At 45.3% G+C, this 24,204-nt stretch carries 21 protein-coding genes, 1 other RNA gene and 1 pseudogene; 15 read left to right on the forward strand and 8 right to left on the reverse strand.

What is annotated here, in order from left to right:
* Positions 1 to 63 precede the first annotated feature (63 nt).
* The 7 genes from acnA to AC121Z_RS06815 all read right to left on the reverse strand — a co-directional run bounded on the left by acnA (position 64) and on the right by AC121Z_RS06815 (position 8,596).
* Entirely contained in the window at positions 64 to 2,787 is a 2,724-nt protein-coding gene (gene acnA / locus AC121Z_RS06785) for an aconitate hydratase AcnA (RefSeq protein ID WP_498127616.1), read from the reverse strand.
* Between the two features lie 334 nt (positions 2,788 to 3,121).
* Entirely contained in the window at positions 3,122 to 3,538 is a 417-nt protein-coding gene (locus AC121Z_RS06790; RefSeq protein ID WP_498127618.1) for a group I truncated hemoglobin, read from the reverse strand.
* Positions 3,539 to 3,543: 5 nt separating this feature from the next.
* Positions 3,544 to 4,365 (reverse strand): DUF3034 family protein, encoded by an 822-nt coding sequence (locus AC121Z_RS06795; RefSeq protein ID WP_498128169.1) that lies wholly within the window; start codon positions 4,363 to 4,365, stop codon positions 3,544 to 3,546.
* A gap of 26 nt (positions 4,366 to 4,391) precedes the next feature.
* A complete protein-coding gene (locus AC121Z_RS06800) occupies positions 4,392 to 6,638 on the reverse strand; it encodes a putative bifunctional diguanylate cyclase/phosphodiesterase (RefSeq protein WP_498127620.1) in 2,247 nt (748 codons plus the stop codon).
* Between the two features lie 80 nt (positions 6,639 to 6,718).
* Positions 6,719 to 7,372 (reverse strand): methylamine utilization protein, encoded by a 654-nt coding sequence (locus tag AC121Z_RS06805; protein ID WP_498127622.1) that lies wholly within the window; start codon positions 7,370 to 7,372, stop codon positions 6,719 to 6,721.
* 155 nt (positions 7,373 to 7,527) lie between these two features.
* Positions 7,528 to 7,888: a transfer-messenger RNA gene (ssrA, locus tag AC121Z_RS06810) on the reverse strand.
* A gap of 60 nt (positions 7,889 to 7,948) precedes the next feature.
* A complete protein-coding gene (locus AC121Z_RS06815; protein ID WP_498127623.1) occupies positions 7,949 to 8,596 on the reverse strand; it encodes a DUF642 domain-containing protein in 648 nt (215 codons plus the stop codon).
* A gap of 189 nt (positions 8,597 to 8,785) precedes the next feature.
* Here AC121Z_RS06815 and AC121Z_RS06820 point away from each other — a divergent pair.
* From AC121Z_RS06820 to AC121Z_RS06855, 8 genes and pseudogenes are all read left to right on the forward strand, one after another.
* Positions 8,786 to 9,481: pseudogene (locus tag AC121Z_RS06820) on the forward strand (oxidoreductase); the annotation flags it as partial.
* A gap of 88 nt (positions 9,482 to 9,569) precedes the next feature.
* Entirely contained in the window at positions 9,570 to 10,727 is a 1,158-nt protein-coding gene (locus AC121Z_RS06825; protein WP_498127625.1) for a tyrosine-type recombinase/integrase, read from the forward strand.
* Positions 10,717 to 11,631 carry a hypothetical protein gene (locus AC121Z_RS06830; RefSeq protein WP_498127626.1) on the forward strand — a complete coding sequence of 305 codons (915 nt, stop codon included), beginning with the start codon at positions 10,717 to 10,719 and terminating at the stop codon, positions 11,629 to 11,631. The genes AC121Z_RS06825 and AC121Z_RS06830 overlap by 11 nt, the downstream gene beginning before the upstream one ends.
* Positions 11,514 to 13,019: a hypothetical protein gene (locus AC121Z_RS06835; protein WP_498127628.1), complete on the forward strand. Its 1,506-nt coding sequence runs from the start codon at positions 11,514 to 11,516 to the stop codon at positions 13,017 to 13,019. Before AC121Z_RS06830 ends, AC121Z_RS06835 begins: the two co-directional genes overlap by 118 nt.
* Positions 13,020 to 13,027: 8 nt before the next feature.
* A complete protein-coding gene (locus AC121Z_RS06840; protein ID WP_498127630.1) occupies positions 13,028 to 15,037 on the forward strand; it encodes a site-specific integrase in 2,010 nt (669 codons plus the stop codon).
* 1 nt (position 15,038) lies between these two features.
* The gene (locus AC121Z_RS06845) at positions 15,039 to 15,695 is read left to right on the forward strand and encodes a hypothetical protein (protein ID WP_498127632.1); all 657 of its coding nucleotides are present in this window, start codon (positions 15,039 to 15,041) and stop codon (positions 15,693 to 15,695) included.
* Positions 15,692 to 16,126 (forward strand): VPA1267 family protein, encoded by a 435-nt coding sequence (locus AC121Z_RS06850; protein WP_498127633.1) that lies wholly within the window; start codon positions 15,692 to 15,694, stop codon positions 16,124 to 16,126. The genes AC121Z_RS06845 and AC121Z_RS06850 overlap by 4 nt, the downstream gene beginning before the upstream one ends.
* The gene (locus tag AC121Z_RS06855) at positions 16,123 to 18,351 is read left to right on the forward strand and encodes an AAA family ATPase (RefSeq protein WP_498127635.1); all 2,229 of its coding nucleotides are present in this window, start codon (positions 16,123 to 16,125) and stop codon (positions 18,349 to 18,351) included. The genes AC121Z_RS06850 and AC121Z_RS06855 overlap by 4 nt, the downstream gene beginning before the upstream one ends.
* 339 nt (positions 18,352 to 18,690) lie before the next feature.
* On the opposite strand, the gene cadR is transcribed toward AC121Z_RS06855, so the two are convergent.
* A complete protein-coding gene (gene cadR, locus AC121Z_RS06860; RefSeq protein WP_100656023.1) occupies positions 18,691 to 19,083 on the reverse strand; it encodes a Cd(II)/Pb(II)-responsive transcriptional regulator in 393 nt (130 codons plus the stop codon).
* A 114-nt stretch (positions 19,084 to 19,197) separates the two neighbouring features.
* Here cadR and AC121Z_RS06865 point away from each other — a divergent pair, with 114 nt between their 5' ends.
* The 7 genes from AC121Z_RS06865 (at position 19,198) to AC121Z_RS06895 (ending at position 24,196) form a co-directional block, all read left to right on the forward strand.
* Positions 19,198 to 19,383 carry a hypothetical protein gene (locus AC121Z_RS06865; protein ID WP_100656024.1) on the forward strand — a complete coding sequence of 62 codons (186 nt, stop codon included), beginning with the start codon at positions 19,198 to 19,200 and terminating at the stop codon, positions 19,381 to 19,383.
* A 65-nt stretch (positions 19,384 to 19,448) separates the two neighbouring features.
* Positions 19,449 to 20,078 (forward strand): cation efflux transmembrane domain-containing protein, encoded by a 630-nt coding sequence (locus tag AC121Z_RS06870; RefSeq protein WP_498127636.1) that lies wholly within the window; start codon positions 19,449 to 19,451, stop codon positions 20,076 to 20,078.
* 2 nt (positions 20,079 to 20,080) lie between these two features.
* Complete coding sequence (locus tag AC121Z_RS06875; RefSeq protein WP_498127638.1) at positions 20,081 to 20,452, forward strand: DUF3703 domain-containing protein; 372 nt, start codon at positions 20,081 to 20,083, stop codon at positions 20,450 to 20,452.
* Complete coding sequence (locus tag AC121Z_RS06880) at positions 20,433 to 21,344, forward strand: cation diffusion facilitator family transporter (protein ID WP_100656027.1); 912 nt, start codon at positions 20,433 to 20,435, stop codon at positions 21,342 to 21,344. Before AC121Z_RS06875 ends, AC121Z_RS06880 begins: the two co-directional genes overlap by 20 nt.
* 92 nt (positions 21,345 to 21,436) lie before the next feature.
* Positions 21,437 to 21,835, forward strand: a complete 399-nt coding sequence (locus AC121Z_RS06885; protein WP_100656028.1) for a hypothetical protein — start codon at positions 21,437 to 21,439, stop codon at positions 21,833 to 21,835.
* A gap of 67 nt (positions 21,836 to 21,902) precedes the next feature.
* Positions 21,903 to 23,258: a TolC family protein gene (locus AC121Z_RS06890; protein ID WP_498127640.1), complete on the forward strand. Its 1,356-nt coding sequence runs from the start codon at positions 21,903 to 21,905 to the stop codon at positions 23,256 to 23,258.
* Positions 23,255 to 24,196 (forward strand): efflux RND transporter periplasmic adaptor subunit, encoded by a 942-nt coding sequence (locus AC121Z_RS06895; protein WP_100656030.1) that lies wholly within the window; start codon positions 23,255 to 23,257, stop codon positions 24,194 to 24,196. The genes AC121Z_RS06890 and AC121Z_RS06895 overlap by 4 nt, the downstream gene beginning before the upstream one ends.
* Positions 24,197 to 24,204 lie beyond the last annotated feature (8 nt).

The following is a 24,204-nucleotide window of genomic DNA, read 5'->3' on the forward strand; positions in this document are numbered from 1 at the left end:
AGAAAAACGCCCGTAATTCTTTCACGGGCGCTTGTAAGATCCTCACAGTCGTTTTGCTAAGTACTAGGCGGCTAAATTGCGCAGAACATAGTGTAAAATACCGCCGTGTTGGTAATACTGCCACTCACTTGCCGTATCAATTCGTACGGTAGCCTCAAATTCCAAGGAGCTGCCATCGGTTCGCGTCGCTGTCACGGTCACTCGCTGCGGTTTATCCGCCAGTGACGAAACTGCAAAGGTTTCTTCCCCAGTAAGTTCTAAAGATGCCGCTGAATCACCGTCAGCGAATTGCAAAGGTAAAACCCCAAAGCCTACCAAGTTAGAACGATGGATGCGTTCATAACTCTCTGCAATAACCACTTCGATACCGAGCAACTTAGTGCCTTTGGCTGCCCAGTCGCGACTCGAACCTGTGCCGTATTCTTTGCCTGCAAGAACCACTAATTGAGTTTTATCATCGGCATATTGCATAGCAGCGTCATAAATACTCATGACCTCATTCGAAGGTAGGTATCGGGTGTAACCGCCTTCGGTCTCTGGCGCTAGTTGATTGCGCAAACGAGTATTCGCAAAGGTACCGCGCATCATTACTTCATGGTTGCCACGCCGTGAGCCTAAGCTATTGAAATCCTTGGGTTCGACACCTTGGGCTTGCAGATATTTACCGGCGGGACTATCACTTTGGATTGCACCAGCAGGTGAGATATGGTCAGTTGTAATAGAATCGCCCACTTTAACGATACAGCGAGCATTCTTGATTTCATTACATGTTGGCGTTTGCGCTGATATTCCATCAAAAAACGGTGGATTCTTAACGTAGGTGGAATCTGGCCACGTGTAGGTTTTGCCGCTCGGACTTGGTAGTGCACGCCATTGCTCTGTGCCTTCAAAGACGTCAGCATAGCGGCTCTTGTACATCTCGGCATTAAGAGATTTTGCCACTATTTCGTTGATTTCAGCGCGTGTTGGCCAAATGTCTTTGAGCATTACTGGGTGCCCATCTTTATCACTACCAATCGGCTCTTTTGTTAAATCCAGAGTCATGGTGCCAGCGAGGGCATATGCGACAACCAGTGGTGGGCTAGCTAGATAATTTGCCCGCACATCCTGATGGATCCGGCCTTCAAAGTTGCGATTACCGGAAAGCACTGAACTGACAGTGAGTTTACCGCGCTGAACTGCTGCACTGATGGGCTCTGGTAACGGCCCTGAATTACCAATACAGGTGGTACAACCAAAACCGACAACGTTAAATCCCAGCGCTTCCAGGTCATCGAGCACTCCCGCAGCTTCAAGGTACGCAGGAACCACTTGCGAACCCGGTGCCAAAGAGGTTTTGACCCAAGGCTTTGGTTGTAAGCCTAATTCGCGAGCTTTTTTAGCCACCAGACCTGCAGCAATCATGACGTCAGGATTTGAGGTATTGGTACAAGACGTGATCGCTGCAATGACCACGTCACCATGCTTCAAACGGTGAGTTTCGCCATTGAGTTCAAAGGTCTCTACGCCAGGCGTCTGTTCCTTGCCAACGGCGGTCGCGCCGCCTTCATCAGCGAATCGGGCTAGGGTACTGTCATCCAGTTCAATGCCTTGCAACTGCATATGCTCAACAAATGCAGATTTTGCCGTTTCCAACGCGATTTTATCCTGCGGGCGCTTCGGCCCCGCGATGCTTGGCACTACCTCACTCATGTCCAGCACCAAAGTATCCGAATAGTTTGGTGCAGATTGGCCATCTTCACGCCATAGATTTTGGGCCTTAGCGTAGTGCTCAACAATATCAATTTGACTTTGCTCGCGACCGCTTAGCCGCATATATTCTAGGGTTTCCTGATCAATCGGGAAAATACCACAGGTGGCGCCATACTCAGGGGCCATATTGGCTATGGTTGCGCGATCAGCCAGTGGCAGATTTGAAAGACCGTCACCAAAGAATTCGACAAACTTGCCTACCACGCCGCGCTCGCGCAACATTTGGGTGACGGTGAGCACTAAATCAGTTGCTGTCGCACCTTCTGGTAAAGCCCCCTCTAGTTTAAAGCCAACGACTTCAGGTAGTAACATACTGATGGGCTGACCGAGCATAGCTGCCTCGGCTTCAATGCCACCGACACCCCAGCCGAGTACGCCCAGTCCGTTGATCATGGTCGTATGCGAATCAGTTCCTACCAGAGTATCAGGATAGAGAATAGGATTTCCGTCAGTAGTGGTTTGCATTACAACATGGGCAAGATACTCTAAATTCACTTGGTGCACGATTCCTGTACCTGGGGGCACAACGCGGAAGTTTGAAAAGGCCGTTTGCCCCCAGCGTAAAAATTGATAACGCTCTTGATTACGTTCGAACTCTCGTGCGGTGTTTTTCCTGAGCGAATCCTCGGTACCAAAATAGTCAACCATGACTGAGTGGTCGATGACCAGATCAACCGGCACTAATGGATTGATTTTGTCAGGGTCACTATCCAGTGCGATAACGGCATCACGCATGGCAGCTAAATCGACGATCGCCGGAACGCCGGTGAAATCTTGTAGTACCACACGTGCTGGAGCAAAAGCGACTTGTTGGCTAGGCTTCGCCTTAGGATCCCAATTGATAACCGCTTCTATATCCTGGCGGGTAACGTGCAAGTCATCTTCATGGCGTAGCAAGTTTTCCAGCAAGATGCGTAAACTAAAGGGGAGGCGGCTAATAGTATCTTGGTCAGGCAGTGAAGTGAGATCATAGTAGTCATAGGACTGACCGTTGATTGAAAGATTGTTTTTTGTGTTCAAGCTGTTATTACTCATGAGCCATCCTTTTCATTTTGATCACGTTGTACAAGCGTAGTTGCCAAAACGTGATGTTGCATGTTCTAGTTGCTACGTGATTACTCAGGTAAAATGTTCATAAAAACTTTAAAAACATCAGTTTTTTATGAATGATAGTCAGGTTAGGTGTGTTGAAGCTTACTATTGCAAGGGGGCGCATAGATTTGTAGATGAGCCAAATACGGTGAAGAGCATTTGGCGCACATCAGTCATCCAGGATTCCCATTCTTGTATTTTTTCTTAGTTATTGCAGCTCATTGTGCATCTCCTTAACGTTTGACGAATACGCTTGAGGACAAAAAACAAAAAGAAATTATAAATACAGCATTTCCTTACGGGTAGGTGCTAGAGCGGCGAGCACCTGATTTTGTAATCGGTGCGGCACATCGGCTCGATCCATAGCGTTGATCAATAGATCCACGGTGCGGTTAAAATCTGCTTCAGTGATGTTCATGCCACCATGCACTTGTGCCATCGAGTCACCAGTATATTCACAGGGTCCGCCCGTGCGTTGGCAGATTTGTTCGCTGAGTTTTTCTATAAATCGGTCAATATTCGCACCTTCAAAGTAGGCCAGAATTGTAGGATCTTGCTCAATCTCGAGCACAAAATTTTCAACAATTTCAGTCACTTTTTCACTTCCGCCAAGCTGTTCATAAACAGACGATGAACGGCTGGCACAAGCAACAGTTAGCAAACACAGCGTAGCGATACAGAAAATTTTTACCATTGTGTTCACCATAATTGTCCATTGATTGAGAGGTACAGGCCATTTTGGTCTTCAGCGCCTGCAATTGAACCTAACTCTGCCCATGCGAGGGTTAAGGCGAAGTGTTTATTGGGGATATAGGTAACAAAATAGTCCAACCAATCTTCCTCACCAAGACCGAGGTTATCGGGTTTTTGTCGGTACTCAGCGCCAATCGCTACATGCCGCGAGAGTAAGATGCCAGCTGACGCTTCCAGCATGATTTCGTAGTTATCATTGGCATTGCCACCAAAACCCAGTAGGCCCAATTGATTCGCCTTTGTTGCACGCGCGGTTAGATTCCAAACTGCGTTGTAACCAGCAATAGCGCCGAGATGTACCTTGGTAGCAGCAACATAAAAATCGGTTCCACTGGTCGTGGATTTGGCGCCGACGAGTGCGGCAACCGCTTTATCTTCAAGCCGCTTGTGCTGGAGACCAACACTTAGTTGCGGCCAGGTTGAATAGACAGCATCACCATACACGCGATATTTTAGGCCGAAGACATTTTGTTTAATGTCACCGCCGAGGGTTTTCAAATCAAAACGATGATGCGCAGCGCTGATTTCTACTCGATCAAAGAAGGAGGCTGAGATGCCGAGCACATTTAGTCGATAATCATCAATATCAACTTGTGTCGAGACTGCACTGACTGAGATTTGATCGCGTGAATCATACCCACTTAGGGTAGCCCACGGCACAATGCCACCGCCACCAGTACCCTCAATTTGGATGAGTCCTGCGGTCCCCACCAGTTTACCATCAGCCGCGATAGCAGGCTGAATAAGGCAATTTGCCATGGCTAGCATGGCCAGTTGTTTAACGAGTTTCATCATTAATGTAGCCAATTGGTTGTGGCATTTTCATTGTGCCATTGAACAAAGTCATCGCGCGGTAGTGGGCGACAGATGTGATACCCTTGAATATACTCACAATGCCAGCGGTGCAGCATCTCTAGACTGCGTGCGTTTTCCACACCTTCGGCAATCACGCTCAAGCCAAAACTGTGTGCCAAACCGATGATGGTTTGCACTATTTGTTGATCGTTTTCATTGGAGTCAAGATTGAGTACAAAACTTTTGTCTATTTTTAAATCAGTGACCGGTAAACTTTTTAAATAAGCCAGTGAAGAGTAGCCAGTTCCAAAATCATCGATGGCCAGAGTAAAGCCAGCTTCACGATAGATATTCAATTCGCTCACAGCCTTATCTGCGTCGGTGACTAAGTCACTTTCTGTAATCTCAAAAGCCAGTTGGGTTTCGTTCAATTGGTAGCGCTTAATCAGTGCTTGGATTTTGGGCAGCAGAGCTGGATCAAGGATATCTTTGGCGGAAAGATTAATCGCAATACAAAGTTCGATAGACTGTTGTTTAAAATACTGAGCGTCCATGGCTGCGCGCTCAACCACCCATTCAGTGACTGCCCCAATAAGACCAGCCTGTTCCGCAATTTGAATAAACTCATCCGGTGGCACAAAGCCAAGCACTTTGCTGTTCCATCGCATCAAAGCTTCAGCGTGAGTCACTTTGCCGGTAGATAATTCCAGTTTTGGCTGATATGCCAAGGATAGCTCTGAGGTGTTGGATTTTACCGCTTTTTTCAATTCAGTGATGATGGTAATGCGGCGGGTATATTGCGCATCAAAGTCGGCATTGTAACGAACTCGGTTGCCTACCACCGAGCGTGCCTGATCCAGCGTGATCGCTAAGCGTTTTAGGAGAATAGCTGAACTATCACTATCTTCCGGGCAGTGCACCTCGCCCAACGACATTCTGAGAGGAATGACCACACTTTCAATTTCGATAGGGGTTTGCAATTTGTCCTGCACGTTTTGCAAGGTCGCGTCATCAACTGGATTATCCGGTAACCAGAGAAATTCGCCGCCGTTCAAGCGGGCAGCGGTACCGCCAATACTTGATAATCGTTCTGCTACAACTTTCAGACAAGTATCGCCGTTATGATGACCGAAGACATCATTGATCCCGCGAAAACCAAGAATGTTGATACCAATGACCTGAAATTGTCGTTGTTCAGTAAACCAGTGATTCAGCATATCGGTAATGCGGTAGCGATTAAATAAGCCAGTTAGCAAGTCATGTTGCGCTTGAAATTGGATTTGTTCTTCGCGCAGCTTGATGTTGCTTTGCATAGATAAAAACGAACTGGACAGTTCCGCGATCTCGGTAGTACTGGAACTTATTTCAATCGGTTCAGCGTAATCTCCACCAGCGATCCGTTGGGTAATTGCAGATAAGCGTTTCAGTGGACTGGACAGCCGCCGAGCAACGGCAGCACCTAACAACAGTGAGATAATTAAACAGAGGACCGCGATGATACTGATCTGCAATTGTAATTGGCTAAATTCAGAAAACAGACGCTGGCTATTTTCGGATAAACCCAAGGAAACCTGCAGCAAGTCATTGCTCATCAATGGCACGCGTTGTGAAATCAAATTGGCCTGGTTGAGCAGAATAAACGATAACCAAGACAGATCATCAACGCTCGTGGTATCACTAAATACCGCTTGTTGATCATTTAGCGTGGTCCGCTCAAATAACATGGTTTCACCACGCATCGCGGTAATGGTGGTTTCTAATAAAGTAATGGATTTTAAGCGAGCCAGAAAATCTGCATCGATGCGAAAACCAACAACGGCAATGGCAAGCGGCTGCGGTGCTTCAACAATAACAACAAGCACCTGATAGAGCTGTTGATTAACTAAAATCATTGAGCTTGCTCCACCTTGTTGCAGAGTTTGCTCAATTAAGTTGGGGTAGGGAAAGGCACTCCCTGTGGGTAATCCGTCAGTGGTGCTACTGGTAACTTCTCCCGATAGTGATAGCAAGGCCATCAAGTCAGCGTCCACACGACCGCCATGGTTCTCGAGTGTGCTGGCAATGGTGGCATTGTCGTTGGTGAAAATAGCATCGAGAAAGCCAAAATCAGAGGTCAATACATTGGCAGAGTTAAACAGCAAATCTTCTCGCCCTTGCAGTACCTCCATCACCACGGATTCAGCAACTTCTAGAGTTTCTGATAATTGGCGCTTAGCATGTTGAATCGTGGTTGACCAAACACTCAACAAAATCGCCAGCGTACATAATAGAACGAGGCCAGCGCTAAGCCTAAAGATATGTTTATTAAGGGAATGAGAGGCCACGGTTAATTTTGTCGTCCAAAGGTTCTACTGCCGAAGGTGCGTTTTTCTTTCTTGGTTTCACGCTCTATTAACGTAACAACACCGGTATTTCGATCACTGATGCTCGACAGGGTAACTTTAGCCTTTAACGAACCATCGATTGACATATCGGCGTGCCACACATTCACTTCAGTGGGGACTGTGTTGGTAAAAGTTGCAATCCCTTGCTCATCGGTAACGGCAGTGGCTTCGCCATCTGCAATGTATATATGCCCGATCATATCGTCATGGATGTTACAACCGAGCACACCAATACCGGGCTTTTCAAAGACAATTGGTTCTACGTCTGAACCCGTATAAAGCTTGATTTCAAAACGCTTCACAGGAGAGAAACTATAGACGTGATGACGGATATCATCACTGTTTGGGAATTTAACGGCTTGACCTTTTTGGATCGCAAGAACGCGCGGCAAAAATTGCTTATCAACTTGATCCATTATGGCAACGTCAAGATCGCTACCAGGCTTTACCTTGCTTGGAAAAGCAACAACCGCATTAGGCACTGGGTTGCCGTTTTGATCCACAATAACAACCGAATTATCAGTTGCCAATGTTGAGGTACAAACAGCACTCAAAAGACAGCACAGTAAGCCAAAGGGCTTTAGTTGTTTCAGCATAAACCGATCATGTTGATTTGCTTAGAACCTAACATAGCAAATAATTCATGCAGGAAGAAATACTTCGCGATAAATTATGTGGGAGCTCAATAAGTAAACATAAAATTTAAGTAGCAATAAAAACAGAAAACCCGCGAATTCGCGGGTTTTGTATTTGGTGGAGCTGGCGGGATTTGAACCCGCGTCCAGAAAGTGTCTACCGTCGGTACTACATGCTTATTTTGTCTTTTATTTAACTACTTGGAACTCCGACAAACAGGATTTCCTTGCAGCTGGCCTAATACTGTTTCGCGGTTCAACCTTAGACAAGTTTCCCTCGCTATTCCACTTTTATGACCTTCCAATTCCCCGCCTAGTGGACAGAGGCTGGGGTAGAAGGGCCTATACCGGTTATTAAGCGGCTAGTGCGTAGTTTTCGTCGTTTGCGACTATTTAATTGCGGCTTTTTAAAGAGGCAAACCGCACCTCTGCATGCACCTAAAGCGTCTCAAATCCTGTCGAATCCTAATCAGCCCCAGACCGCATAGTCTAACACAGGAAGGGACTGAAATTCTAACGACTTTGAAGAACTTAGCGTTATTTTTTGGCGACTTGACGCTTTTTTAAACGCATCAAGAATAGGCCGGCAAACATTGCCAGTAATGTAAACGCGGCTGGCTCAGACACAGGCTGTGCTCGCAAAGTCGTTGGCGAACCGGTTACCACAACATTATCAAGAAAGTTACCAACGGTGCCTGAGTGCGGTTGTACCGAAGAAAATAGTAGCGTTGTGGTGTTTGATGCCGCGCGGAATGTGGCGTTAAAGAACGACCACTCCCCAACCACGTGGTCCGTCATAATCTGTTCAAAGAAGTTTGATTGGCCATTTGATAATGCAACCTGGAACGCTTCGTTATTTGAGCGTCGTGCGCGATAGAAAAACGACAAGTCATAGAGGCTGTTAACTGTTGTATTAAAGCTCTGTGCAATGGTGAATTGCTGCCCGTTATTGGCATGCGCGTTTAACTCAGCAAACTGAGCGCCTTCCACAGCGGTAACACCTAAGAAGTCATCCCAAATCTCTATGTTACTGCCTGACCAACCATTGACGTTGGCTGCGTTAAACCAACGCCAGGTGCCTGGATTTACGGCGTTATCTTCAAAGCTACCGTTAACAATGAGGTTAGCATTTGCTGTCGCAGTAATAGTGGTGATTAGTAAAATGGAACAAATCTTTTTCAACATGGATATTGATCTCGTGATTAAAATTTGCGCGATTGTAGCAAGCGAAGGTGGTCTGATAAGTATGATTATCTATACGCATGTATTGGCGGTGAAAAGTCGCATTAAGGAGACACGAATTTGCATATTGCTGTTGACCTCAACGCTTACTTGAAACATATAGTAGCGTTATTCAGAACAAACACGAATACGATAATGAACTTAATCGAACAACCCTTTACCTTCGCCAGTGGCCTGACCATTAAAAACCGCATCGTGAAAGCTGCAATGGAAGAGAATCTCGCGACGGCCGAACAGTTACCCGGTAAAGCGCTGCAACAACTCTACGCGCAGTGGGCAAAAGGTGGAGTTGGTATGATTATTACCGGCAATGTGATGATTGATCATTTGGCCATGACCGGCCCTGGTGGGGTTGTATTAGAGCAGGGAACGCCATTAGAGTCCTTTCAAGCCTTGGCGGAAATTGCACAGCAGAATAATACCAAAGTGATCATGCAAATTAATCATCCTGGGCGCCAAGTATTCAAGAAAATGGGAGGGAAAGTGTTATCACCCTCTGATGTTGCATTGAACATGGGGAAGCACTCCAATCTATTTACCCAACCCAAGCCAATGAGCGAGGCCGAGATAGCTGATCTTATCGAGCGTTTCGCAACCACTGCCTTGTTGGCTGAGAAGGCAGGATTTGATGGCGTTCAAGTGCATGCGGCGCACGGTTACTTACTCGCGCAATTTTTGTCACCGTTAACCAATAAACGCAACGACCAATGGGGTGGTGAGCTTGCCAACCGTGCGCGATTACTATTAACCGTAGTCGAACGCATCAAACAAGTCTGCAGTCCGAAATTCACTGTTTCGGTTAAATTGAATTCAGCGGATTTTCAACGTTATCATATTGTTGACATTAGGCAAGTAAATGTTGACCTGTCTTTTTTTTGATCTACACTGACAGCATATTGCATTTAGTGATAAATAAATGATTAAAATAAAGCAGGTATGGGATTATTCATACGGGGGACGCAAATTGAATTTTCATTGTTTAGTTGATGAAGAAGGCATTCCTTTGTTTGAGCCAAGCATGTTCCTGTTTAACGAAGCGATAAAAGGAAGGCCAGAAAATACGACTCGCTCTTATGCAAATGATTTAAGAACATTTTTCACGATGCTGGAAGATAGTTCAGGGATGGCTTCTGATTACACAGATGTGACAGACAAACAGATGAACGGTTATCTAAATGGTTACTTAAATCAGCAGCGTGGATTTAAACCCGCAACAATCGTTCGCCATATCGCCAGCATCAATCAGTTTTATAATTATTGTTACGAGCACGGATTTACCTCAAACAAGCCACTTTTTTCATTTAGTTATACCGACGATATCAGTACCGAAACCATGATGCGCGGGATGACGACTCAGCTTCATCGCACTTATATGGAAGAAGAAGAGTTTAATACAGCGATCCTTGGATACCTGATAACACAAGACTCGTTTTTAAAAGAGCGTGACGAACTAGCGCTGAAACTCGGCTATCACGCGGGATTTAGAGCGCATGAGCTAGTCAATTACGATAATCTTAATGCGACTCGTCTACGCGAATTGCTGCCAAAACAAAAAAGACGCACTCCCCAATCCGTGGAACTGAACATCAAAGGGAAAGGTAAAAAAGACCGAACCGCCAGACTGACAGTGGAGGTTACGGAGGCGCTTTATAATTTCATATGGGGAAAGGCAAAACACATTAATGGCTCGATAATGTGCAAAAAAGATGGAGAGCCTTTGAAAAACGAAATGTATGGCTCACAACTTTTTCTTGAATGTAAAAACCAATATCTGGCTTCAAACACACTATCAGAGAGTGAATACAACCGTTGGAATGAGCGTTCATATCACCTTTTACGTGCTTGTTATGCAACAAATATGGTGGGTCTATGTGTTGATGAAGGGCTTGATCCACGTGTTTTTGTCACGCAATGGGTTGGACATTCCGACCCAAAAACCACTGATATTTATATCTTCTATGACGCAGTATTGAACAACCGCTTGGACATCATCAAGGCGTTATCCCTAAAAGAAACTTTCTTTGCGAAAACATGGCGTGAAACATTTAAACAAGGTCATCAACATGATGGATGATATAGACACGACGGACGAATTAAATATCTCAGAGCACGTCATACTGGATAGTATTTCGCCGTCCAGCGATAACACCGGGCTGAATGTTGAGCCGGGGTTTAGCCAGAAAAGTGCTGATGATAATTTGAGGGAGATCGAGCTGGATTGTGGTTATAAAACCATGTATACACTGCGTATTCCAGAGGCGAACCAATCATCCTTATGTCGGGCCTTGCTGTATTTTCTGACACTACCCGAATCGCAAAAAAAAGCACCTAGCACTAAAGAAAGATATTACGCATCATTTCGAGATTTCTTTGCGTTCCTGGATGAAAAGAACTATCACACCGATGCGGATATTCCCGTTTCTGTTTTGCCTGAATTTGTTCAGTATGTGCGAGATGTGGGTAGAGCTTCCTCCAGCATCTCCAGGTGCTTATATTGTGTAACACATGCAGTCAAAGGCATAATTAAAGATAGCGGTCTTCGATTCGATGACGCTGCAATCGCGTTATTTGATAGCTATCTTTTCAGATATAAGTCAGTGCCGAGAGTCGAACACAATCCCAAGCCTTCGATGTCTTCACTCTTTAATACGGGCTTTAGCGATACAGAATTAATTCAATCGCTGCGTATTGTGTGTACGTGGATTCTCCATGAGTATCAACGTCAGCGGGAATTACTGCTTTTACAGCCTGATGTGCGCCATACACTTGCTCAGTTGCAGCATCATGCCATCTCGTCACCGCCTTTGAGTGAAGGTCGAATTGAGTATATAGACAGCGTACGGAATAAAGCAAAAAAAGGTTGTATGACCTGTCTTTACAGCAATTGGACGCTTATGTCTCCTTATCCAAAACGACCTACGCCACGCTGTTTAAATCGGTATTGGCGCTCAATGACGATATGCTGCTTGAGCGGGTAGCGCAGGGATTGAAACATCACTATGGGGCGACGCTGACGCCTGAGCAGTGCTGCGAGGTCATTCGTGGTTACATTGGTAAAAACGCGCCGCCATCTTTTATTCCTGATAATCAATTGGTGCCTGCTTTATTTATTAAAATAGCTGAAAAATGGCGGTCATTTAAAACCGTCGCTTTTACAGACCTCACCTTCCGCCACCTTATTGGGCCATCAGATGTTGAGATATTCGCTGCACAGTGCTTCTTTGCTAGTGAGCGAGAGCAGGCAAGTAATCAGGCAAGGAAAACCCTTGCTGATATTGAAAATAACACCAGAGGATTCATGGGGCAGCATGCCAAAGGGCGCAGTCGCAGTAACTTTGTAACGGGACTGTACCCTCCGAATGATGTTATCGAAGTGGCCTTAAGACATTATGTGGATGCCGTGACCAATCTGCAGCCATGGCTGGGCGAGACTGACGAGGACATTAAAGATAAACTGTTTCCATTTCAAGTGGGAAAGAGTCGTCAAGGCCCCCTCGGAACAACAGACAACGAGACGGGCCGGTTTTTTACGCGCCTATGCACGTTCGGCACGGCGTTAAACGCCAAGTTGCTAAAGGATGTTTCACAGGATGCAGCAAACCCCTTTCTGACCAGGCTTAGCGCACTAATTGAGCACAATAATCGCTATCAAGAAGAATTTAAAGCGCATGGTCGTGAATATACCCGATGCAGGAGAGCTGGTGAGCCGTTGCCTAAGCTCAAAACAACGATGGGTAAACTATCTCTTAGTCCCGATGTGATTGGGCAGTCACGCAATTATATGAAGACGCGTGCCCCTGTGAAAGAAAAGGGTAGTGATGCCAAAATCAATCAAGATGATGAAAATGTCAGCGCGATATTAGAAGGTCACAGCCTTGAAACGCAGCGAAATGTCTATCTTGATAGAGCACCCAAGGAAGCGGTCGACCACCACTTTGCACGACGGGTTGCTGAGCTAATGGAAGAAGATGCGGGCAAAATAGCGCAATATTTAGAACGCACCCAAGTGTTAGATATACCAGAGGCAAAACGTCTACTGGGCTTCGAAGATACGCAAGATGATATTCAATCCATCATCGCGGAGCTAGATGAAGAAATTGGGTTATCTGGTGAAATCCATCACGAAGATAGGACAGTGTTTGTGGCTAACGACCTGACCGCCGCCTTACTGCATTTGCGTATTGAGCACATCACATCCGAGCTACCAACGCTACTTAATGATACGCCCAGTCAAAGTAAGGCGATAGATGCAGTCGCGACGCGCACCTATCTTGAAAAGGTGCTCGCCAAGTTTCCCAGAGATATTCAGCGTAAAGGTAAAGCACTTTCGACCACGCTGGACATTCCGTTTGCCACACTCATTTAGGAGCTTATATGGCAACTCGTATTGAAGATATTCAACGACATGAGGCTGAGCCAAGCCATCCAGACAACGCGCCCAACACACTGGTTAACCAGTACATCAATGATGTTCTTAAAGGGATGGATATCGTCCAGCGCGACGGCTCAGACAATGCCATTCCTTGGGAGTTTGATTTTAACCACCCACTGATAAATGCTCGTTGGCAGCTGTGGGCTAAGCAGATGTTTGTTCAGCGCTGCGGCGGTTGGCGGGATAATAAACAGACTCTTATGGGTAGGAAGGGTACGGTAAGAAATTATCATGGCACCTTGATGCGCTTTGGCGTATGGGCGACGCAGAACAAGCCGGAGGTGTCTTTGTCGCTGTGGGAAGAAAAAGATATTGCTAAGCTATTGCAAGATGCATCGCTCAACGCAATACCATTGACAGCGAAAAGAGATATTGTACCGCTAGGTCATGCAGCCGTTACCACAATGCTGAAAATGCTTGAAACGTCCAAGCGCCTATATGATGCAGACATAATTTCAGATGGGATGTCTGTGCGGTTACCCACTAACTTCATGGAAGACGCTTTGACGCCCACGTTAGCGTTGCAGGGCGTAAGTTACTCAGAGTGGATAAAAGGCGGTAACTGGGGGTCTATACCACTGGTGCTGGCAATGACGATGTTACAGCGTGCTATCGAGACACTTCGTGCTCCCTACACTACATTTTTACTGGAGTTTATGCCGCTTCAGCGAAAGAGGGGTTTTTGGATTGAACCGCTTACGTATAAAGCTGGCTTCTCTAATTACCTTGCTGGGGATAAAAAACAAAAAAAGGGGCAAAGCTTTAAAAATTTAGAAAACTACCGGCAAATTAAAGCGTTGTTGGATAAGCATATCAACGATGATGGTCAGTATTTCTCGGTTAAAAGTTGCGATATTAATCATCAATGTAGCGCTGTTTATGATGCTTGTATTGTTATCTGGCTCACCCTGACAGGTATTCGTGCTAGTGAATTACTATCAATCAGCGCCGATGATTACGACAAAAACCCCGATGGTACTTGGGTGTTTACATCCAGTATCATAAAAAACCGACAGGGCATGGCGGAAGCTCGCGCCCTTAGCGGGTTAACTTTGGAAGCTGCAGAGGCCTTGTGTGCGCTTAGTTACATTAAGAAACGTGACAACCCCAAGGGAGTAAAATCGCCACTACTCTTAAGAAGTTTTAGTCAAACTTATTTAAATAAAAAGCCCGGCGAAGTAAGCATGAGTCGAGGCACAAGCCACAAACTAATTGAGCATGCTTTAAAACGTCAGCTTAACAAGACGCTGGTCGCACATCATGAATTGAAGGCATTGTGTGGCCACGTTCACCCGCATATGTTTCGTCATACGTGGGCAGAGTTTGCCCTTCGGCGCTTTGAGGGTAATGTGTTTGAGGCTATACGTCGTCACTTTCTGCACGCCTATGGCAGCTATTGGACAACGACATACACCTTTAACAAGCTTAATAAAGAAGTTCAAAACATGATTGAGCGACGCTATTTGCAAGAAATACTAGAGCGGATTGCCACCGAAAATGTCGAAGCGATGAACGATCCAGATTTTAAACGGGACGTGACAGGTAAGATTGTCAGTTATCTGTCGCGAGCAATGGATGTCACCGTTGTTGAAACCTCTGACATCACTGCGTTTATTGAATCAATAGAAGATGAATTTGAATCCATCATCGCCCATGAGTACGGTTACTGCATCGTTAGAAAAGCGACTCGCCATCTCTCTAAATGCTATGACCGTAAGACGCAAACCCCCTTAATTGAAAATGGGTGCTTTGAACTATGCTCAGACTGTCCTCACAATGCCGTATCCGCCAAAGGTAATAAAGAATTCATCGTAAGAACGGCGATTTCGCACCAAAGCATGATAGAAGCGCAAGAAAAACTGTGGGGCAAAAACGTCAAGAGCAAAGCGGTAGACGCATCAAGGCGAGTGGTTAAACAAGCTGAAAAAATTCTGGATGAGATGGAAGTTTAAGATGTCACGTTTTTCCCTAGGTAACTTCACAAAAGCGCCCGAAGCTCCAAAAATTCCAGGTTGGGCGCAGGGTAAACCATTACAAGAAAAACTCTATTTGACGGTGCTCGATATTGTCAAAGAAATTGAAGCGAGCTTCGAGAATCCAAAGCTTGCCAGCAGGCTTAAGCCTACCCAGCGCTCATTGGTCCTTAAACAAATATGTGAGCGCGCAGGGGTGACACGCTCGAATATTCGTAAGGACAGAATGCCTGAGCTGGTTAACTACATTAAGCGGGAAAATGGCCGTCTTAGCAAGGCTTGGCAAAATGTCAGCACGAAAGCCAAGCAGGGGCGAGCACTATTAAAGCCAGAGCTAGAGCTAAAGAAAACGGAATTAGAAAAAGCGTTATCAGAAGTCGAAAACAAGGCGTTACATAAGTATTTCGACAAAGCCGTAGAGTCAAAAATCATTCATTCCCAACATGAGTTAGCAAAGAAATATCGTGAGCTTGAAGCCGAATACAGAGAGTCCCAAAAGAAAGCCGTCAATAATGCCGAGCAAGTGAAAGCCTACGTCAGGGAGCTGAGTGATGCTGTGGAGAAAATCCATCAACAAAAAATAAGGATCGCAGAGCTTGAAACTCAACTTGAAAAAGCCACTCGAGGCAAGTCATGAACGGACAACAAAAGGCGCAGCAAAACCTTGAAGCATTTGAGGTATGGCAAGCCACTCAGACTGATGATGACTTCAAGCAAATCATATTTAGAGGCCAGCTAAACCGCATTGAAGTGGCAAAAGCCATTGGTTGTGGCAAGTCTGCGCTTAATCAGAATCCAGCGATGAGGGAGGCGCTCAAGGCGCTAGAAGATAAATTGCGTGATAAAGGTGTCCTGCCTCCTCTAACCGAAACTGCAAAGCAAAATACCGACAAACCAAAGCAATACGACAACACAGCGAATCGTAAGCTACTTGATTCAAAGCGTGTGTCTGCATTAGAAGCCGAGAATATCGAATTGAAAGCCAAGGTTAAGGAGCTGGAAAACAAGCTAGAGCGCTTTGGTGAACTGTCTGAAACCTTGTCAGAAATGGGATTCATGCCGCGATGATCGTTGCTTTGCATGAAGACCAAATGCGCGTTACCAGCATTCCTTACAGCTCTACCAATATGGTGATATTCAGTGGCGTGCCACTGGCAAAAAACTCATACAAAACCAACAGTGGTAAGTATTACATCACAATTAAAGCTGAACCCGATACCATTCCCGTACAACCCGCAATCGGTCAACACTGGTCGGTAAAAGGCGCTCGCTCGATAGAAGAAATGGAAACGGGTGATTTTGTGATGCAGCAGCACACCTATGATTCCCCAGAGCACATCGAATGCAGCTTGCCAGAAACTGGCGAGCAGGTAATTCGCTTTATTGCCAAGGAAAAAGACTTCAGAGGAATAGGTGAAAGTAAAGCGAGAGCGCTCTGGCAGCTGCTAGGGAAAGATTTCCACTCAACCGCAAAAAAAGATACCCCTGAAGCAAGAGAACGGCTCAGAAGCGTCCTGAGTGAAGATTCTATAGATGCACTATTTAAAGGCTACGCCAAATATAAGAATCTCGCTTATTGCAACTGGATGACTGAGCACAAGATACCCGCCAGTGTTCAGCAGCGTTTGTTAAAACATCACGGGGAAGAATCCATCGAGGCTATCAAGCAAAATCCCTATGCGCTGATTGGCTTTGGTATGCCGTTTGCGGATGTTGATAGATTAGTAGAATTCGACCACTTTAAGATCACAAATAATGACCATCGCAGACTCAGCGCAGCACTTGAAACAGCCATTCGCAAAGAAATCGAGAAGGGGCACACCTATACAACTCAGGCAGCGTTGCGCCCTTGTTTGAGTAAAATTCTCAACAATAATGAGTTGATATCAGAAGCCTTTAAAGCGGGTCACGACAAAGCACAATATATTCTTAATCCTGATACCGGCTATTACCACCCAACTGCACAACTGTTAATGGAGAGTGTCGTTGCTAAGCGACTTAAAGCATTGGCTAAGCAACGTGACCTTTATGACGAAAATGCAGATTCTGCATATTGCTCTGCGGTCGGTGAATTACCATATGAACTGACTAAACAGCAAACGCAGGCCGTGCTGGCCTGCCTGGATAATGCAGTAAGCCTGATCACTGGTGGAGCAGGAACAGGAAAAACCACTGTTCTTAGAACAGCATTACGGGCATATCGGAATTTAGGTTATGAAATCCATGCTGTAGCCCTCAGCGGTCGAGCAGCAATGCGCCTGCATGAGAGTATTGGGTTTACCACATCCACTATTGCCAAGCTTCTGCGGTGTGACCCTATCGAGCCGAGTCATGAGCAGCCAAAGCATCTGCTAGTGATTGATGAGGCGTCAATGATAGACATACCGACAATGTACCGCCTCGTCACTCATATCGGTCAAGAGGTGCGTATCATCGCCACTGGAGACCCTAACCAGCTTCCACCTATAGGGTGCGGAAAGGTGCTGTCAGACATTGTTGAATCTGGTGCTATTGCCAACACGATGCTAGATATTGTTAAGCGCCAGGAAGGCTCAACGGGCATCCCCGAATACTCCAAGCTCATTAATCAAGGGCTCGTACCTGAGAAACTAAGTACGGGCGCTATTCACTTCCATGAAACGACCAAGAGCGACATTGCTCAGGTCTGTTGTAATCTGTATCAGCAATCACCTGGAAACAGTCGTGTGATGGCACCGACCAAAGCGCTTGTTGCTGACATTAATAAACTCATTCATGAAGCCGTCAATCCAGACGGAAATAGACTTGAGTTCGAAATGTACGGTGAGCGTTTTTTCCAAAACCTGAGATTGAACGATGCGATTCTGTTTACGCAAAATCACTACGACAAAGGGATTCAGAATGGGTCGCTCGGAACGCTTAGCAGCATTGAGCCTTCAGGTGAAAGCTTTGGCGAAGTAACGCTAGATACGGGGGATAAGGTTGAGGTCACACAATCCGTGCTAGACTGCATGGAATTGGGTTATGCAATAACCCTTCACAAAGCGCAAGGCTCTCAATTCCCTAGAATCATAATCGCACTACAGAAAGGCAAAATCGTTGATAGAGCGTGGTTGTATACGGCAATCACAAGGGCCGAGGCTGAAATTCATATCGTTGGCACTGAAGCAGACTTCAACAGCATTACCAAAACCATCAGTAACGCTAACCAAAGAATGAGTTATTTACCTGAATTACTCAAAAATGAAGCGAAGCGCTCAAAACCAGAAAGTGGTCAAATTAACCAATATTATTCTCTGCCAAAAAACGCCTAATTACTGATATTAAACCACCAGAAATAGGTGTTTCACCTCCTGATTTGCGCCAACTCAAAAGCGGCTATGCCAATAACAAACATTATGTTAAGTAAGGCGTATTTCCAGACATTTATTATTGTTGAGCAAGATTGTTCTAAAATGGACAATAGAGGTAGGTTTGTATGCATTGCGAGCGGCATCTATAGACAATAACCGGACAGCCAGCTTTGTTCGATTTTTAGAATTTCAATGGTCGCTTTCTACCTAAAGCGGATGCTGGGCTTTTTTGAAATCGTAAGCACTTTTTGAATTGCAGGTTTGTTCGTATAGCGGCATATCAGTTTTTATAAACCCACATCAACTCCCATTAAGCTCACTCAAAATACCGCACTCTTTGATTGTTTTGTTGGCATCGCAGGACTGAGCCATTTGCTCAAGTGTTAACTTAAGGGAGGATAACTCCTTTATTTTTTCGTTCACTTGGCAAATGTGCTCGTCTATGAGCTTATTAACACTAGTACAGCTTTGCTCTGGATTATTCTTATTGTGGATCAAGGTTTCAATTTCCTTCATTGAAATGTCTAGCGAGCGACACTGCTTGATGAAAATCAATTCATCCAACAAGGTTTTATCATAGCTTCTGTAATTAGCTTGTGTGCGCTCAGGCTTGGATAATAGACCTTTACGCTCATAAAACCTGATTGTTTGAATACTGCAACCTGAGCGTTTCGCCAACTCACCAATTTTCATAACACATCCACTCTTGACTCTATTCTAAGTATAGACTTTATACTTCGCTTTACTGCTTGTAAAGCAAACGAATTTTTTCATTAACAAGTTATGTCATTAACAAGAGGACTCATTATGAAAGTATTTTTTGTGTTACTAGGATTGGGAATTACAATTGTGTCACTCACGCACGGTTTCTTCTCTGATATCAATATGCTTCATAGCTTGCTAGTGCATCCAATCACCGTGTTATTCGGGCTGTTGTTTGTTGCGCTTGGCTTGAAAGGCGCTAAAAAAACCAAATTACAAAGAAATGATTAAGAAGGCTTGACCCTATACCATGTATAGACTTTATGCTGTGTCTAAATAATAGCGCTGGGGGCAATATGAGTGGATGTGGATGCGAAGTCACGATTAATGATAAATCACAAAAACGTGTACTTTATTGGCTATTAGCTATCAATGCTGCCATGTTCATCATTGAGCTAGCCGCAGGGCTGTTGGCTGATTCCACGGCATTAATCGCTGACTCAATGGATATGCTTGCAGATGCCGTTGTATATGCCATTGGGATTTATGCCGTGGGTAAATCCATTATTCACAAAGCCAACGCAGCCAAAGTCAGTGGGTATTTTCAATTAATGCTTGGCATGATTATTCTCATCGACATTATTCGTCGCTCGATTATGGGTAGCGAGCCGGTGTCCTATCTTATGATGGGAATGGGAGCAGTAGCCTTGGTGGCAAACGTGATTTGTTTATTGATCATTCGCAAGCACAAAGACGGTGATGTAAACATGCGAGCCAGTTGGATATTTTCTGCCAATGACGTGGTTGCCAATATGGGCGTGATTGCAGCAGGTGCATTAGTGCTATGGCTTGATAGTCGCTTGCCAGATTTAATCATTGGAATGATTGTTTCAATCGTTGTGCTACGTGGTGCTTGGATGATACTCAAAGACGCCACACAAGAATTAAATGCAAATCAAAATGTGAAAACATTATCAGGAGGCTAGCCGTGACTTTTTATCAAGCAGCTAAACCATTTGTACAAGAAAAGCTTAACGCATATTCGAACGCGCTTTCCGAAGGTAGAGCTAAAGACGCATTTCAACACTTAGAAGATGCGCATGTCATTGGACAACATTCCACAAGACTTCATTGTGTGGCGCATTATTACATGCTCAAACACGGACTCAAACATGGCGATGTAAAAGAATGCTTAGGTCAAATCTTAAGGCTTATCGGCGCATTTACAAAAACTGCCGTAGGTTTTATTCCAAATGGTAATACAGGCGGTGCTAACATTAGCCCATTCAAACCGCTACCTATCAGCCAAAGTAACCAAATAATATTAGATAAGATCAAGCATGCACAGTCACAATCATAGTCATCACCACAATCACTCACACGGGGGTGAAGCATCCAAACGCATCGGTTGGGCGTTTTTTCTTAATGTGGTCTTTACCATCATCGAGTTTATTGGTGGTTGGCTCACCAATAGCACGGCCATTATGGCCGATGCGGTGCATGACTTAGGCGATAGCTTGTCAATCGGCACGGCATGGGGCTTAAACAAACTGAGTGATAAAGAGGCTAACAAGACTTTTTCATATGGCTATAAGCGCTTTTCATTACTAGGTGCATTAATCAATGGACTGGTTTTGATTACAGGCTCGGTATGGATTTTGTTTGAAGCCATTCCGCGTTTATCTAACCCTGAAATGCCGCAAGCTGAAGGTATGTTGCTGCTATCCATTTTTGGTATTACCGTCAACGGTTTTGCCGCTTACAAACTGAGCGGTGGCAGTACGCTTAACGAAAAAGTGCTTAACTGGCATTTGTTAGAGGATGTACTGGGTTGGGTAGCAGTGCTCATTGTGTCGATTGTGCTGATGTTTAAGCCTTGGGCGATACTCGATCCGATACTATCGATTGGTTTTACACTCTTTATCTTATTTAACGTAGGCCGTAATCTAAAAGAGACCGTACTATTGTTTTTGCAGGCCACACCCGATAAGAAGCAATTAGAAGAGGTGCGCAATATTTTATTACAAAGTGATAACGTGGACAGTGTGCATCATTTCCACATTTGGTCACTTGACGGTGAGCACAATGTGATGACTGCACATATACAGTTAACGCAGAATATTTCATTGCAAACCATGAGCGAGTTAAAAGAGGCGCTTAGAGCGTCTCTCGCTGATTATGATTTTGTGCATACAACCATTGAATTTGAATTTGCTGATGAGGCGTGCAGAGATGAGGCAGATGCGCTTTAGCAGTACAACAAGTAACAGCAAGATTCGTGCACAGATAAGTCGTGTGCATTATGCTATGCTTCGCAATATAAACTATGGAAGAACAGTAATAGATGTTTAAAACAAAAGCGACGAGTTATTTAGTGATCATGCTGATGTTATGTCAGTCGTTCACGGCTGTCGCCAGTCTATTGGACTTTCATTCGCTTGATGTTACGCATTTGTCTGAAGTACATAATCATGATGAGCACGACGGCCATCATCCTCATGCACTCATTGCGCCTGACAATGCTCAGCCGTCGCAGAATGCTTCTGCTTCAGACGATAATTTCCACAATCCAGCAGATTGCCATCACTGCGGACATTGCCATGGCTCTCATACTCAGTGGGTAGGGGATGCATCAAGTCTCAAACCATTTTTAGTCAACGAAGGTCACGCCTTTTTCTACCTGTCAAAAGTCATTGACGCCCCAATCTCGCGCTTGCTTAGGCCACCCAAATACACCTCCTAGTTATCTCAAATCTTGGCTCGCTATCTTGATAGCGGGAAATATTTTTTGACATAGTAGGATGTAAACAATGACATTTTTATCATTGAAACGCTCGGTGCGCACCTGTGCCTTGAGCGTATGTAGTATGGCTGTTTTTGCGTATTTGCCTGCCCATGCGCAAATGCAAAGCAACAGCGAAACAAGGTCAATTAGCTTAGAAAGTGCCATCAAGCGCACCTTGGCAAATGCACCTTATTTGCATGAATTTGCCTTTAAGCAGCAAGCGCTCGTAGGTGAGTTAAAAACAGCAGCACTTAAACCTGAATTAAACGCCGGTATTGAGCTTGAAAACTTTTTGGGTACTGGTGAGGTCTCTGGCATAAAAGAAACCGAGCTTACCTTGAGCTTATCGTCGGTGATTGAGTTTGGAGACAAACTGCAAGCGCGAAGTGACTTTACTAGCGCCAAATCACAAGTGATTGATGCACAAAAGCAAATCCGCACTTTGGATATCCTTGCTGAGGTCACCCGCCGCTATGTGGATGTATTGGCGCAGCAAGCCTTGATTGAAGCGTACGAAGAAGCACAAGCATTAGCGATATACACTTATCAATCGGTTGCAAAACGTGTTGAAGCAGGCGCATCCCCCGCGTTTGAACAACAACGCGCCGATGCGGCATTGGCGCGTGCAAGGCTTGATGTACTCATGGCCAAACAAACCCATGTGGCGATGGTAAAAAGCCTCGCCATTATGTGGGGCGAGCAAGCACCGCGCTTTACTAAAGTGGAAGGCAATTTGTTTGCATTGTCACCATCGCCCTCTCTTTCGGTTTTATTTGAGCAAGTCGCCAACAGCCCAAATATTGATGTGTTTGCACAGGAATATCGACTGCAAAAGGCGCAAGTCAGGCTAGCGCAATCGGCCAATCAAGCTGATTTGAGTTGGACAGCGGGTATTAGGCGCATAAACGGAATTGATGAAACCGCCTTTGTGGCAGGGGTCAGCATGCCCTTGTTTGCTAGCGAGCGAAACTTGGGCGAGTACGAGCAACAAAAAGCAGTGCTTGATCAAATAGACCAACAACGACAAGGCGCTGCCTTAGCCCTTTATCACCAACTCAATACGGCGCTCATGGCAAGGAATAATGCACTGCTTAATGTGCAAACAATACAAAGTTCAATCATTCCTCCACTTGAGCAAGCCTTGACACTGGTGGAGCAGGCTTACCTTGATGGTCGCTTTAGCTACCTTGAGTGGGTGAGTACGCGTCAAGAACTGCTTGATGCTAAACAAGCCCTTATTCACTCAGCACGACAAGCCCATCAGCGAGCCGCTGATATTGAATCGTTAACGGCAACGCCGTTATCTAGCACTTCGGCAACATCGGCGCAGTCTGCTTTACCCACATCATCAGTCCCTAATTTTCAGCGAGTGTCAAAATGAAACGTTCAACACTAACCATCACTATTTTATCCTCATGCAGAGCTGCCTTATTGGTAAGCGCATTACTCATTTCTTTTGCTGCCATCAGTGGCGAGGGCGACCATGACGATGAGAAAAAAGATGAGCATCGCAATGAGTTTGTAACCATGACCCCAGAAATGGCAGCACAAGTGGGTGTAACGACGCAAGCGGTAAGTGCAGGCACCCTTAACATTACCAAGACGGTGTATGGTAATGTTGTGACCGATCCTGCCTCGCTCAGTCATATTCGCGCCAGATTTGATGGCGTGGTCACACGCGTCAATGCTAATTTAGGCGACAAGGTAAAAAAAGGTGCGGCACTGGCTGTAGTTGAATCCAATGAAAGCCTTAAAAGCTATTCACTTACCGCCCCCTTTGCTGGCACCGTCATTGCCAGACATGCGAACGAAGGTGAATTGTCTAATGGACAAGTGCTCTTCTCTTTAGCGAATTACGACGGCGTTTGGGCGCAGCTTAAAGTGTTTCCCAATCAACTGCGTACAGTCGCAGAGCAACAGGCTGTGCAACTCACACTAGCCGATTCAACATTTGATACCGTTATCAGTCATATCTTGCCCTCACCCGATGAGCAACCTTACGTACTTGCTTACGCCAAAATTGACAATACGTCCGGACATTGGCCGGTTGGTGCTGCTGTTTTAGGCAGTATCACGATTGATACGCTTGATGTTTCTATGATGTTACCCAAAGCAGCGATACAAGAATACGAAGGAAACACCGTGGTCTTTGTTAAAAAGGGTGATGAATATCACCCTGAGCCTGTCAGGCTAGGGAAACAAGACGCTGATAACATTCAAGTATTAAGCGGTATTGCAGTATCGGATGTAGTGGTTGTGAACAACAGTTTTCTGTTTAAAGCCGACTTGGAAAAATCGGAGGCAGGACATGATCATTAATCATCTGA

It is taken from the genome of Alteromonas sp. DYW1 (genome assembly GCF_059752595.1).